16 protein-coding genes are annotated in these 14,132 nt (G+C 38.0%); all 16 read left to right on the forward strand.

Annotated features, from left to right (window positions below; all coding sequences use genetic code 11):
• Positions 1–125: 125 nt before the first annotated feature.
• The 16 genes from AB1349_09750 to AB1349_09825 all read left to right on the forward strand — a co-directional run bounded on the left by AB1349_09750 (position 126) and on the right by AB1349_09825 (position 13,776).
• Positions 126–809 (forward strand): hypothetical protein, encoded by a 684-nt coding sequence (locus AB1349_09750; GenBank protein ID MEW6557624.1) that lies wholly within the window; start codon positions 126–128, stop codon positions 807–809.
• A complete protein-coding gene (locus tag AB1349_09755; protein MEW6557625.1) occupies positions 806–1,444 on the forward strand; it encodes an adenylate kinase in 639 nt (212 codons plus the stop codon). Before AB1349_09750 ends, AB1349_09755 begins: the two co-directional genes overlap by 4 nt.
• Before the next feature lie 36 nt (positions 1,445–1,480).
• Complete coding sequence (gene map, locus AB1349_09760; GenBank protein ID MEW6557626.1) at positions 1,481–2,242, forward strand: type I methionyl aminopeptidase; 762 nt, start codon at positions 1,481–1,483, stop codon at positions 2,240–2,242.
• Between the two features lie 27 nt (positions 2,243–2,269).
• On the forward strand, positions 2,270–2,488 hold the full coding sequence (gene infA / locus AB1349_09765) for a translation initiation factor IF-1 (protein ID MEW6557627.1): 219 nt from the start codon (positions 2,270–2,272) through the stop codon (positions 2,486–2,488).
• Complete coding sequence (rpmJ, locus tag AB1349_09770; GenBank protein ID MEW6557628.1) at positions 2,488–2,601, forward strand: 50S ribosomal protein L36; 114 nt, start codon at positions 2,488–2,490, stop codon at positions 2,599–2,601. Before infA ends, rpmJ begins: the two co-directional genes overlap by 1 nt.
• Positions 2,602–2,711: 110 nt before the next feature.
• Complete coding sequence (rpsM, locus tag AB1349_09775) at positions 2,712–3,116, forward strand: 30S ribosomal protein S13 (protein ID MEW6557629.1); 405 nt, start codon at positions 2,712–2,714, stop codon at positions 3,114–3,116.
• 131 nt (positions 3,117–3,247) lie between these two features.
• Positions 3,248–3,718 carry a 30S ribosomal protein S11 gene (rpsK, locus tag AB1349_09780; GenBank protein ID MEW6557630.1) on the forward strand — a complete coding sequence of 157 codons (471 nt, stop codon included), beginning with the start codon at positions 3,248–3,250 and terminating at the stop codon, positions 3,716–3,718.
• Positions 3,719–3,824: 106 nt separating this feature from the next.
• On the forward strand, positions 3,825–4,487 hold the full coding sequence (gene rpsD / locus AB1349_09785; GenBank protein ID MEW6557631.1) for a 30S ribosomal protein S4: 663 nt from the start codon (positions 3,825–3,827) through the stop codon (positions 4,485–4,487).
• A gap of 153 nt (positions 4,488–4,640) precedes the next feature.
• Complete coding sequence (locus tag AB1349_09790; GenBank protein MEW6557632.1) at positions 4,641–5,603, forward strand: DNA-directed RNA polymerase subunit alpha; 963 nt, start codon at positions 4,641–4,643, stop codon at positions 5,601–5,603.
• Positions 5,600–5,950 (forward strand): 50S ribosomal protein L17, encoded by a 351-nt coding sequence (rplQ, locus tag AB1349_09795; protein MEW6557633.1) that lies wholly within the window; start codon positions 5,600–5,602, stop codon positions 5,948–5,950. The genes AB1349_09790 and rplQ overlap by 4 nt, the downstream gene beginning before the upstream one ends.
• 102 nt (positions 5,951–6,052) lie before the next feature.
• Positions 6,053–7,081 (forward strand): rod shape-determining protein, encoded by a 1,029-nt coding sequence (locus AB1349_09800; GenBank protein MEW6557634.1) that lies wholly within the window; start codon positions 6,053–6,055, stop codon positions 7,079–7,081.
• A gap of 88 nt (positions 7,082–7,169) precedes the next feature.
• Entirely contained in the window at positions 7,170–7,970 is an 801-nt protein-coding gene (gene mreC / locus AB1349_09805) for a rod shape-determining protein MreC (GenBank protein ID MEW6557635.1), read from the forward strand.
• Positions 7,971–8,048: 78 nt separating this feature from the next.
• The gene (gene mreD, locus AB1349_09810) at positions 8,049–8,558 is read left to right on the forward strand and encodes a rod shape-determining protein MreD (GenBank protein MEW6557636.1); all 510 of its coding nucleotides are present in this window, start codon (positions 8,049–8,051) and stop codon (positions 8,556–8,558) included.
• Between the two features lie 116 nt (positions 8,559–8,674).
• A complete protein-coding gene (gene mrdA / locus AB1349_09815) occupies positions 8,675–10,480 on the forward strand; it encodes a penicillin-binding protein 2 (GenBank protein ID MEW6557637.1) in 1,806 nt (601 codons plus the stop codon).
• Positions 10,477–11,766: a rod shape-determining protein RodA gene (rodA, locus tag AB1349_09820; GenBank protein MEW6557638.1), complete on the forward strand. Its 1,290-nt coding sequence runs from the start codon at positions 10,477–10,479 to the stop codon at positions 11,764–11,766. Before mrdA ends, rodA begins: the two co-directional genes overlap by 4 nt.
• A 390-nt stretch (positions 11,767–12,156) precedes the next feature.
• Positions 12,157–13,776, forward strand: a complete 1,620-nt coding sequence (locus AB1349_09825) for a TIGR03960 family B12-binding radical SAM protein (GenBank protein MEW6557639.1) — start codon at positions 12,157–12,159, stop codon at positions 13,774–13,776.
• Positions 13,777–14,132: the final 356 nt, after the last annotated feature.

Raw genomic sequence — 14,132 nt, forward strand, 5'->3', positions numbered from 1 at the left:
TTTCAAGCCTCCTATAGGTCAAATAATGGCGTGCGCCACCATTATTTTACTATAAAAGTGCTTGTTCTCCGACGATAAATTATATTTCAAAGAGCTTTTTAAGCAACCTTTTTTGACTACGCTATTTGAAAGACCCGATAACTAATATTGAAATTAAAATTGATGGAGGGACTTTAGCAGAAGCGACATTATTTTCTGTGAGAAAAGTTGAGAATAAGAATGTAAGCAAATGCTTACAAACAATTTTGAGTTATGAGTTCAAGTCAGATAAAAAATTTGATAAGCCAGTAAAAATTACAATACCATACACTGCACAGGATGTGAACGGACTCAATGAAAACAATCTGAAAATCGCATATCTTCTTAATGAAACAACAAATGATTATGAAGTTCTTGAAAGCGAAGTTGATACCGACGCAAAAACCGTTTCTGCGAATGTTCTACATTTTTCAATTTATGCGATTGTGTATCAACAGCCGCAGATGACACCCGAACCTGATACTACTTTCAGAAAGGGTGAAATATACGCATGTCCCAATCCTGCGAAGCGAGGTGTATTCCCCAAAATACATATTGAGGTTGGGCTTGCTGACAAAATAGAAATAAAAATGTATAATATAGCAGGTGAACTTGTTCAAAGCACAGAGTTATATTCATCCGATGTAAAATCAGACGCTACAAAATACTATTATGAATATCCTTGGGATATTTCCAATGTAGCAAGTGGTATCTATGTCTCTACAATAGAAGCAAAAAAATCTGGTTTTCCAGATATAAAAACAACGAGAAAAATGGCGGTGATAAAATGAACTTAATCCTTTTTGGTGCGCCTGGTGCTGGTAAGGGAACCCAAGCGGAGTTTATCTCAAAAAGCAGAGGTCTTCCGTCAATTTCTACTGGCGATATTTTTAGAGAAGCGGTTGAATCGCAAACCGAACTCGGTAAAAAAATCGCAAGTATTATGTCAAGGGGTTCACTTGTATCGGATGAGATAGTGCTTAAAATTATTGAAGACCGTATCAAAAAAGAAGATTGTCAAAACGGTTTCTTGATGGATGGTTTTCCGAGAACATTGCCACAGGCAAAAGGGCTTGATAATATACTGGCAGCACTTGGCAAAAAAATTGATAAGGTAATATCACTAGAAATTTCAGAAGAAAATATAGTTCAACGATTAGCCGCACGCCGGATTTGTAAAGCATGTAATTACGCCTATAATCTTGTTACACTGCCACCACAAACTGATGGTATTTGTGATAAATGCGGTGGAACACTTTATCAGCGTGAAGATGATACCGAAAGAGTTATCCGCAACCGGCTGTCAGTATATTACATAGAGACGCAGCCGCTTATTGATTATTACAGAAGCAAAGGTCTTTTAATTTCTATTGACGGCAATAAATCGGTTGATGAGATTGCAGCGGATATAGCATTGATTATATAAAAACTGTTAACCACGAAAACACGAAATTTAAAAATTATGATTTATGCTAAATCGGCGGATGAGATTTTAGGTATGCGACAGGTATGCCGAATTGCTGTGGAAGTTCTTTCAAAAGTAGGAAAAAGTATAATACCCGGTATCACAACAAAAGAGTTAGAAAATATCGCCGAAAAAGCAATCAAATCGTTTGGTGCTAAATCAGCATTTCTAGGCTATCGCGGTTTTCCGGGTATTATTTGCACATCTGTGAATGAGGTTGTTATACACGGTATCCCGTCTGAACAGAAATTGAGACATGGCGATATTATCGGGATTGATGTTGGCATTTTCTATAACGGATTTTACGGTGATACTGCAAAAACATTTAAGGTTGCAACAGTTTCAGAAAGTGTTAAAAAATTTTTAGAAGTTTCAGAGTTAGCATTATCAGAAGCAATCAAAAAATGTGTTGCAGGCTCTCGGATAGGCGATATTTCAGCAATGATACAGGAAACTGCTGAACAAAACGGCTATTCGGTTGTCAGAGATTTTGTAGGTCACGGGATTGGCAGAGAACTCCATGAAGACCCGCAAATACCTAATTATGGCAGAGCAGGTGTTGGCACTAGAATTCCTGAAAACGCAACACTCGCAATTGAAGTAATGCTCAATCAAGGCAGTTGGCAGGTAAGGACTCTTTCTGATAAATGGACTGTTGAGACATCAGACAACAAACTTTCTGCCCATTTTGAGCATACTGTATTAATAAAAAAAGATGGCTGTGAAATTTTAACCCGAATAGAAACACCCGCGGGATAACATTCGTGAGAAGTTATTCGTGATTTTATGCAAAAAGAAGAAAAAATAGAGGTCGTAGGTATTATAAAAGAGGCGTTGCCATCTGCGATGTTTCGTGTTCAATTAGAAAACGGGCATATTGTGCTTGCTCGGATTTGTGGTAAGATGCGATTGAACTACATACGGCTTCTACCGGGTGATAAAGTAAAAGTTGAACTTTCACCATATGATTTAACACGAGGCCGCATTACATACAGAGAGAAATAATGAAAGTCAGGTCATCAGTAAAACCGATTTGTAAAAAATGCAAAATTGTAAGACGTAAAGGCGTTGTATTTGTGATATGCAAAAATCCAAAACATAAGCAGAGACAAGGCTAGAAAAACCGCAGAACAGACGCGGAACATAAACACGAAACTGACACGGAATAATTCTGCTTCAGTTCCGTGTAGAAGTTCTGTGTCAGTTCAGCGTGAGAGCGGAGTGAACAATGGCACGAATAGCAGGTGTTGATTTACCAAAAGAGAAAAGAATAGATATCGGGCTTGCCTATATTTACGGGATTGGCAGGGTATTAGCAACAAAAATTCTGGCTGATGCACAGGTTGACCCAGCCAAACGGGTAAAAAATCTTACTGAAACCGAGGTTAGCAAAATCGCCTCAATTATTGCATCTGAGTATAAAGTAGAAGGTGATTTAAGACGAGAAGTTGTTGGTAATATCAAACGGCTTCAAGAAATCGGGACATACAGAGGACTCAGACACCGACGGAATCTACCTGTTCGGGGTCAGCGAACACGAACAAATGCACGAACAAAACGGGGCAAACGAAAAACAGTCGGTGCAGTAAAAGCCGAAATCAAAAAAGAAAGGGAAACAAAAAAAGGCAGGTAAAAGGCAGGTAAAAGGTTTAAGGTTAAAGGTTAAAATATTCTGTCGTAATTTTAATTTATACCTTTAATTTTGACCTTTAACTTGATGTTACAATGGCTGACGAAAAACCAAAAGAAACAAAAGAAGAAGAAATGGTAGCAGAAACAATAGAAAAAGAACACAAACCATCTGAAACAAAACCAAAGGTTGCAACAAGGTCTAAATCAAAAGTGGTGGGCGTGGGTGGTGGTGGGCGTGGTGGAAAACGGAAACTATTTACAACTACTGGCAGGGTGTATATTAAATCTTCGTTTAATAATACAATTATTACAGTTACTGACGATAAAGGTAATGTTATTAACTGGGCTTCAAGTGGCTCTTCAGGGTTTAAGGGTACCAAAAAAGGAACACCATTCGCAGCTCAGATTGCCGCATCAAACTGTGCAAAACGGGTTGCAGAAATGGGGTTAAAACAGGTTGCTGTTTTCGTTTCAGGTCCCGGTAGTGGCAGAGAAACCGCAATCAGAGCGTTACAGAATTCAGGGCTTATGATTACTTCGCTGAAAGATATTACTCCAATTCCACATAATGGTTGCAGACCACCTAAAGAAAGGCGAGTATAGAGAGGCAGTGATAAACAGGTGAATAAGTGGTTAGTGGTTAGTAATGTCATTGCGAGAGCCAATTCATTGGCTCGTGGCAATCCATTACTTAATCACTTGTGTTAAAATGGCGAGATATATCGGTCCAAAATGTAGAAAATGTAGGCAGGAAGGATTCCCGTTATTCTTGAAAGGTGAAAGATGCGAGACACCAAAATGTCCGCTTATCAAGAAAAAAAGCATACCAGGTCCACATAAAAAGTTGCTAAAAAAACCATCCGAGTATTTCACTCAATTACGCGCAAAACAGCAAGTAAAAAGAATCTATGGTGTATTAGAACGGCAGTTCAGACGATATTTTTATAATGCCGCAAAACATAAAGGTATGACCGGTTTCAATCTGTTATTATCGTTAGAATTGCGGCTTGATAATGTAGTAAGACGGCTTGGTTTTAGTGCTTCAATCAATGGTGCTCGGCAATTAGTGCTTCACGGGCATATAAAGGTTAACAATAGAATAGTGAATATTCCATCATATCAGGTCAGAGTCAACGATAGAATTCAACTTACAGATAAACTGAAAGACAATCTGTTTGTTAAAAAATCACAAGAGTACTCTGCTAAAAAAGGTATCGCACCATGGCTGGTTGTTGAAGGTGGGGGCGGTGGGGGCGGTGGGGATATGCTCAGTGGTAGTATTGTGAGAGAGCCGATTAGAGAAGAAATGGCTGTTCCTTACGACCCTGAACGACCTAAAGAGCAATTGATAGTAGAGTTGTATAGCAAGTGATATAGAGGCGTAAATAGCAAATAGCAAATAGCGAATAGAGGCGAGCGGATAGCGTACAGAAAGCCAACCTTTAACCTCGCTACGCTCTATGTTGTTTCTTAATCGCTTAATTGCTATTCACTTAATCGCCGATATTATTGGGGGTTTTTAAAAATGCGGATTCCTGATATAGTAGAGCCGAAAACAGTTGAGAGAAAGGTTTCTGCTGACTGGGCATATGGCAGGTTTATTATTGAGCCGTTTGAACGAGGTTACGGGCATACAATCGGGCATTCACTCCGTCGGATACTTCTATCATCGTTAGAGGGTGCTGCGGTGATTGCTACTCGGATAAAAGGTGCTGCGCATGAGTATACTACTATACCTGGTGTTGTAGAAGATGTGATGGAAATAATTCTGAATTTAAAGAAGGTTAGGTTCAAATTATATGCTGATGAAATCCAGACGCTTAAACTATCTGTAACTAAAGCAGGTATCGTTACAGCAGCTGCTTTTCAGACAAATTCAAATATTGAAATTGTAAATACAGACCAGCCAATAGCAACACTTGAATCCGGCGGTTCATTAGAGATGGAGATTGATGTTGCAAAAGGCAGAGGATATTCACCATCTGAAAAAAACAAACGACCTAACCAACCGGTTGGAACTATTTTGATAGATGCTGTATTTACACCAATCAAAAAGGTCTATTACGAAATAGAAAATACACGTGTAGGTCAGGCAACTGACTATGACCGCTTGATTTTAGAGATATGGACGGATGGTTCTGTCAACCCTGAAGATGCACTTGCATATTCAGCCAGATTGTTAAGCGATTCAGTAAAAATTTTTGCAGGTTTTGAAGAAGCGGGTGAAAAAGAAAGCAGCAAAGAGACGGAAATAAAAACAAGCGCTACAGACGACAGAATAGCCGCTAATATCTTGAACCAGCCAGTTGAAATTATGGAACTCTCAATTCGTGCAGCTAACTGTCTGAAACGGGCGAATATAAAAACGATTGGGGAATTAACACAGCGAACCAAAGCGGAACTGCTTGCTTACAAAAATTTCGGCAGCAAATCACTTGAAGATATAGAAATGAAACTGAAAGAATTGGGTGTCTCGTTAAAAAAATGAAATACACAAAATATAGAAAATTAGGCAAAACTTCAGCGCATCGTCTTGCTACCTTGCGGAATCTGGCAGTTTCACTTATAGAAAACGAAGCAGTTAAAACAACACTGCCAAAAGCGAAAGAACTGGTAAAATTCGTTTCTAAAATTATCACAAAATCCAAAAAAGGCGGATTGTCTAATCGGCGGCTTGTTTTACAGGATATAAAATCAGAATCAACCATAGAAAAATTGTTTAGTTCACTTTCAGAAAGATATAAAAACCGGCTGGGTGGTTATACCAGAATTTATAAATTAGGTCGTCGTATTTCTGACGGTAGCGAAATGGCAGTTGTGAAATTGGTAGAATAGAGGCAGGTAAAAGGCAGGTTAAAGGTTAAAGTTAAAATTAAAATTACGACAGAATATTTTACCCTTTAACCTTTACCCTTTAACCTTTAACCTGATTTTGTCGTGTTTGACTTTATTTTCGCACTGTTTTCAAATGATATGGGTATTGACCTTGGTACCGCGACAACACTCGTATATCTCAAAGGACAGGGTATAGTTTTAACAGAGCCTTCCGTGGTTGCATATGACAAGGATACGGAAGAAATAAAAGCGATTGGTGAAGAGGCAAAAAAAATGGTTGGCAAAACACCCGCATCTATAGAAGCAATAAGGCCGCTTAGGAATGGTGTGATTGCTGATTTTGATATTACTGAAAAAATGATACGGTATTTTATCAAAAAGGTACATACCCGAAAAACATTACTGCATCCACGAATTGTTATCGGAATCCCATCAGGTATTACCGAGGTAGAACGTAGAGCGGTTCGCGAGGCTGCGGAGCAGGCAGGTGCGCGTGAGGTTCATCTTATAGAAGAGCCAATGGCTGCGGCAATCGGTGCGGGACTGCCAATCCATGAGCCAACTGGCAATATGGTTGTAGATATCGGCGGTGGAACTACTGAGTCTGCAGTGATTTCGTTAGGTGGGATGGTGGTCTCAAAATCTATACCTATTGCAGGTGATGAGATGGACGAAGCGATTGTAGCATTTTTCAAGAAGAATCATAATCTGGCAATTGGTTACAGAACTGCAGAACTGATAAAAATCCAGATTGGCTCTGTATTCCCGTTACAGAAAGAAGAGACAATGGATGTGAAAGGGCTGGATTTAACACAAGGTCTGCCGCGAACTATAAGTGTTTCTAGCAAGGATATAAGAGCCGCGCTGTTAGAGCCAACAAGGTCAATAGTTGAGATGGTAAAAAATGTGTTAGAAGAAACACCAGCCGAACTTGCTGCAGAATTGGTTGATAGAGGGATAGTTATGGCAGGTGGTGGTTCGTTAACACGTGGGATGAGTGATTTGCTTTCTAAAGAAACACATCTGCCCGTTTATCTTGCACAAGACCCGATAACCTGTGTTGTTTTAGGAACCGGTAGATACCTTGAAGAACTTGAAAATATAAAAAAAGCACGAAAACAGTTAGAATAAAAACAGTGATTAAGTGACTATGTGACTAAGTGATTAAGTAACTCTGCTAACCACTTAACCACTTAACCACTTAACCACTTTTTCACGGATGTTTAAGAAAAATCCAGTCATTTTACTTGCCTTTTATCTTATCCTCTCAATAATAATTTTAAGTTTTAACTTAAATCCTACAGTGAAGACACTGCGGGATTTTTTGTTTTATATGGTAGTTACACCGTATTCAAAAATTGATACTGCAATTGTATCGTTTGCAAATCTTGGCTCAAATATAAACGAGTTAGTTCAAGCACATCAGGAAGTGCAAAAGTTAAAAGTAAAAAATCAGCAACTCCTGCATGATTTAGCAAAATTAAAAACACTTGAGATTGAAAACCGACGGCTTTCAGAACTTCTGGGCTATAAGCGGAAAATTTATCGTCCAACAGTTATATCGCGAGTAATTACAAAACCACCACATCAGTATTTTAATTCAATTATTATTGATAAAGGCAGTGTGGACGGCTTATCTGAAAACCGGGCAGTCTACGGATTTTACAAAAACAGGTTTGGTGTTGTTGGGCAGTTGTTAAATGTTGAACAAAATCTCTCGCAGGTGTTGCTCATTACAAGCCGTATTTCTAAAATACCAGCACATATTCTGCCGGCGAATGTTGACGGGCTCGTAATAGGTTGTGAAACTGCAGAACTTGAGATGTTGTGGATTCCATCAGATGCAGAAATAAAAATAGGTGATGAGGTTGTAACCTCTACTGCTTCAGATATTTTTCCAGCCGGTATACCAATCGGTATTATTACACAAGTTACACAGACAGGTCATCTGCCATTTAAGAAAGCAAGCGTAAAACCACTGATACCAGCTACTCAACTTATGGATGTGTTTATAGAGTAAACACAGATGCACGAAGTGTCATTCCCGAATGTCTCTATCGGGAATCCATAGTCGCAGATTACGCAGATAAAACTGATTATGAAAAAATTTGTTTTTTATGTAGTATCTATAGTAATACTAATTTTTGGTGAAATTTTAGTTTCTAAATTTTCGGTTTTAGGATTACTTTTTGTTATCTTTACAGGACTTTACAGAGGTTCCGCAACAGGCTCAACAGTTGGATTTGTTATCGGGATTATAGAGGGTGTTTTTTTTACCACAAGTTTCGGTGTGCTGAGTTTTTGTTATGCAATTATCGGCTATCTGGCAGGCCGTATCCCAAAAAGGATTGATGAAAATAATACAATCGTTATAGTTGCACTTGCGTTTTTAGCCGCTATTATTTCTAAAATTATCAGTTTGGTTGTTGAGATGATATTCAGCCCTTCAATTCTCAATGTTTTTCCAGGCAGGGCGGGGTTCACGGGTACTGTTGGGACGATTGGTTTTAACTGGACTGTAATTTTTTTGGTTTTTACACCGGTTTTTTTCTGGGTTTTCAAAAAATGGTATCTGGTCTGGTTCAGAAAACTGGATGTAGAAAGATAAAAAGGCAGGTTAAGGGCAGGTTAAAGGTTAAATGGAAAAGGGAAAATTTTTTGGATTTTATTTTAATTTATACCTTTAATTTTAACCTTTAATTTATACCTTTAACCTGAAGTTACATGTGGCATGGTGAAAATTTAAGTCATTCTATAGAATCGTTTTTTGAACGGCTTAATATCTTGCAGGTTTTGATATTTTTTTTTATCGGGCTCGTTTTTTTACGGGTTGGCTTTCTGCAGATTATAGAAGGAAACAAATATCGCAAAATATCAGATGAGAATAGAATAGTAATATATTCTCAGCCCGCAACACGAGGTAAAATTTTAGACCGCAACCTTGATGTAATCGTTGATAATAAACCTGCATTCACTACACTGTTTTCCCGCCAGACACTCTCAGACGAAGAAGTTCAGAATGTGATACAAAAAGTTAGCCAGTATTTAGCATTACCTGCTGACGATATTCTTAAGAAGATAAAAACAATTCCCGGCAATTTTTCACTTATCAAAATTGTACAGAATATTCCTAAATATCAAGCATTAAAACTTGCCGAAAAAATACCGCAACTGCCCGGTATCGTTGTGATGGTAGAACCTATTCGGATTTACAGATGGGGTTCTGTTGCCTCGCATATAACTGGATATATCCAGGAGGCGACACAGGATGAATTAAATGCCTACCCGAACTTGAAACCGGGTGATTTCATCGGGAGAGATGGTGTTGAAAAACAGTATGATGAAATCATTAGAGGTAGTGATGGTGGTAGCCAGGTAGAAGTAAACGCACGCGGTATCCAGAAACGAATCCTTGAAACAGTTGAGCCGACAGATGGGAATTCAATAGTATTGACAATAGACAAAAAAGTCCAGAATGCACTCTCAAAAAATATGGACGAATTTAATGGTGTAGCGGTTGCAATTCATATCAATACAGGCGAGATTTTAGGGCTTTGCTCTTCACCCGATTACAACCCAAACCTGTTTATATCAGGTGTAAAGAGTTGGCAGTTACCGTATCTGTTGGAATCAAGAGGGGGAAGAGAGGGAAGGAGTGGAAGTGGGGGGATGGGCGGGAAACCACTATGGAATCGTGCATTACAGGGACAGTATCCACCTGGTTCCGTCTATAAAATGGTAACAGCACTTGCAGGGCTTGAAACAGGGGTGATTACTCCACAGACGATTATCAATTGTAAAGGTTTTATAGAATTAGGTAAATACAAACAAAAATTTCGTTGCTGGGCACGTGAAGGGCACGGTAATATGCGACTCACTACTGCGATTGCGGAGTCCTGTGATGTTTTCTTTTACGAAACTGCATTAAAACTGGGTCCTGCACGGCTTAACGAGTTTGCAAAAAAATTCGGGTTTGGAAAAAAAACAGAAATTGATATGCCATCAGAAGCAAAAGGACTTGTTCCGGATAGGAGTTGGAAAAAAACACGGCTTCATCAGGACTGGTATGATGGCGATACTGTGAATATATCAGTTGGTCAGGGCTATATCTGGACAACACCAATACAGATTGCGGCGTTTATTGCTACTATAGCAAATGAAGGAACACTTTTTAAGCCATATATTCTTAAAAAAATAATTGCTCCACAAGGGAATGTTATATTTGAAAATAAACCGCAGATTAGTCAAAAACTGGATATAAATCCGGTTAATTTCAAACTTGTAAAACGAGGGATGCTTGAAGCAGTTCAGTATGGGACAGGTAAAAATGCGAAGGCTGTTGGACTCGCAGTTGCTGGCAAAACAGGTACTGCTCAGAATCCGCAAGGACTTGACCATGCATGGTTTGCCTGTTTTGCACCATATCAGAAACCTGAAATTGCACTTGTTGTTATGATTGAGCACGGCGGTGGTGGTGGCGAAGTTGCCGCACCTGTTGCCAGAAAAATGTTAGAAGAGATATTTGAATGAAACCAGTATTAAAAAAATTTGATTGGCTACTTTTTGGAGATGTGATTATTCTGACACTTACTGGAATTCTTTTTATATTCTCTGCACAGCTTAAAAGCGGCAACCCGATGTTTTATGTTATTAAACAGTCAACCGCATTAGGTTTAGGGATTGCCGCAATGCTGTTAGTAGTTAGTATAAGATACGAATTGTATTCTGAATATACGGACTATTTTTATATTTTCGGTTTTTTGTTGCTGGTACTTGTTCTTTTCTTTGGCACAAAAATTCGTGGCTCAAAGTCATGGTTTGATTTTGGTAAATTTGCATTTCAGCCGTCTGAAATTGCTAAAATTACTTTTGTTTTGTATCTTGCACGGTTTATTGAAAAAAATCAGCATAGTATTAAAAAGGTTTCTAAATTGGCAATCGTGTTTTTTGCAACAGTTGTCTATATATACCTGATATTAGCAGAGCCGGATTTTTCGTCTGCATCTGTGTTTGTGCCTGTTTTTTTAGGGATGATATATGCTGGTGGGTTGCCTAAAAAAATCGTTCTCGCTGTGATTATATTTTTTATAGTTGCACTCACATTGCCGTTTTTAGAAATATGGCTGTCAACAGGTTTTTTTACAACAGGTAGCTGGGTTGCTAATTTCAGATTGATTTATGTATCAACAGTTTTTTTGATTACAGGTATAATATGGTTTTTGATAAAAGCAATTAGACTAAAAATGACATTTAAAAAATACAAGTCAATAGTTCTGGTAGTTCTGCTCGGACTTATTACCGCTGTTTCAATTTCAGGTTTTTTGAAAGATTATCAACGAAAACGACTGATTGCCTTTATAAATCCAGCACTTGACCCGTTAGGTAGTGGGTATAATATCTTACAATCCAGAATCGCAATTGGCAGTGGAAAATTTTTAGGTCGCGGAATTTTTCAAGGTACTCAAACACAGTTGGGCTTTATCCCGGACCAGCATACCGATTATATTTTTGCAGTACTGGCTGAAGAAGGCGGTGCTGTTTTTTCATTCACGATTATTCTGCTGTATGTTATTCTTATTTCGCGTGGTATCTCTATCGCAAAAAATGCTACTACAAGATTTGGTAGTTTAACCGCGGTTGGAATTACTATAATGTTTGCCTACTATATTATTCTTAATCTCGGCATGATCACAGGGATTATGCCTGTCGCTGGTGTGCCATTACCATTTATTTCATATGGCGGCAGTTCCTTGATTACTAATATGATTGCTATCGGACTTTTGATAAATATCCATGTAAGAAGGTATACATATTAGAGACCAATTCCAAATTTCAAATTACAAACAAGCCACAGAACTACACAGAAAAACACAGAATTTAGATTTGAAAATTTTTCAGTGCGATTCTGCCTGCCCGACGGTCGTCAGGCGGGTGAAATTCTGTGATTTATCTTGCAGTATCGGAATTTCAATAATTTACCACGAAAACACGAAAAACCGAAAACAGAAACTAATTTATAATTTTCTTTCGTGATTTCGTGGTTATTTTGTTGATTTTATATTCGCAAAATGTAAGCAAATGCTTACATTTTAATTATGTTCGTCGGTGATTTTTGATTTTTCAATTAGTACAATTGTACTAATTGAAATTTAGGATTTAGCCGTTTTGGATTGGTGCTTGGAATTTGGAATTTACCCGAAGGGTTTATGGATATAGAAAATCTTTTACCGTTTGTCAAAAAACCAGCACAGTATATCGGTCAGGAATGGAATTCTAAAGTCAGAAGTCAGAAGTCAGAAGTCAGAAGTCAGATAAGATTTTGTCTTATTTTCCCTGACTTATACGAACTCGGGATGTCAAATCTTGGTATACAGATTCTGTATAGTATCCTCAATCACCACCCAGATGTTATCTGTGAACGAGCATTCGCACCAATGGCGGATATGGAAGCGCTCTTAAGAAAGGAAGGGCTACCACTTTTTTCAATAGAAACAAAAACACCACTTAACCAGTTTGATATTCTTGGCTTCTCAATCCAGCATGAGTTGTGTTATACGAATATTCTTAATATTTTGAATTTATCAAATATTCCAGTTGAATCAGAAAACCGCAATAGTCAGTCCTCCACATATCCGCTGATTATCGCCGGCGGACCTGCCTGCGTTAATCCACTGCCACTTTCAGATTTTATTGATGCGTTTGTTATCGGTGATGGCGAAAATATAATAACACAGATTGCAGATTACAGATTACAGATTGCAGATAAACAGGAGTTATTAAAAAAACTTGCCGAAATATCATCAGTTTATGTGCCGTTGCTTGACAATAAAGAAAAAATAGTTAAAAAAAACACTGTTGATTTACAAACTACCCAATATCCAACCGAGCCCGTTGTTCCATATCTGAATATAACACAGAACCGGCTTAATGTTGAAATAATGCGTGGCTGTCCAAGGGGCTGCTTGTTCTGTCAGGCGTCAAAAATATACTCACCTAAAAGAATCCGAAGTAAAGAAAAAATTTTAGAAATTATTGAAAAAGGGTTACATAGAACCGGTTATGATGAAATATCACTTCTCTCACTTTCAAGTTCTGACTACCCGCAAATAAACGATTTGATGGATGTGGTTGTAAAACTATGTTATCAGAAAAAGGTTGCAGTCGCACTCCCATCGCTAAACTGCCAACGTTCTTCACTTCAACTGGCTGAAAAAACACGAATCTTCAAAAAAACATCGTTAACATTCGCAATTGAAGCAGGAACCGAACGATTAAGAAAATATATCGGCAAGTTTGTATCAGATGATGAGATACTCGCAACAACAGGTTCCGCCTGTAAAGCTGGCTGGCGGTTGATAAAACTGTATTTTATGCTCGGTCTACCGACGGAAACTGACACTGATATTGATGGGATTGTAATACTTGTAAAAAATATCAAAAAACAAGCACCACAACTGAATCTGAACATTACTATCTCACCATTTGTTCCGAAACCACATACAGCATTTGAGCGAGAACAATTTTTTGGAATTGACTATTTTAATGAGAAAAAAAATTATCTAAAAAAAAACCTGGCTGCTAATGTTAAATTCCATAATCCTGAAATGTCACTAATTGAGGCGGTCTTTGCAAGAGGCGATAAAAAGTTAAATAATCTGTTGAAAGAAGCATATAAAAACGGCTGCAAGTTTGACCAATGGAATGAACATTTTTCAGCTGAATTATGGCGTTCAGCATTCGCAAATGTTGGAATTAACCCGCTGGACTATCTGAAAAAAACTGAAAAGTCTGTCGTACTTCCGTGGGATTTTATAAAATTATCCTGAATACTTTTTCATATTTTCGACTTGTCGACTTGTCGGCAACACGAAATATACGAATTATCCGCAGTTTGTCCACCCTGTTTATCGTCGCAAAATCAATTTTTTTTGATAATTTCTTGGTTTTTTAGCCGTTTTTTCCAAACTTTTAACCTGTTTTTTCTGGCTTTTTTTTTCGGCTTTCCTAATTTTCAAATTTTGCCAACTTTTTGGCTGGTTTTTAACAACTCAATTCCAACCTGCTCCTGCCTTTTTTTAGATTTGGTCAGATTTTAATGTTTCATGCCATATCGCCAGTTTTTTCGGCTTCCTTGGTTTTTTATAACCCATGCATATTCACTGAATTTTGGCTAACTTTGTGA

It is taken from the genome of Elusimicrobiota bacterium, from assembly GCA_040757695.1.
In the GTDB taxonomy this organism is placed as follows: Bacteria; Elusimicrobiota; UBA8919; order UBA8919; family UBA8919; genus JBFLWK01.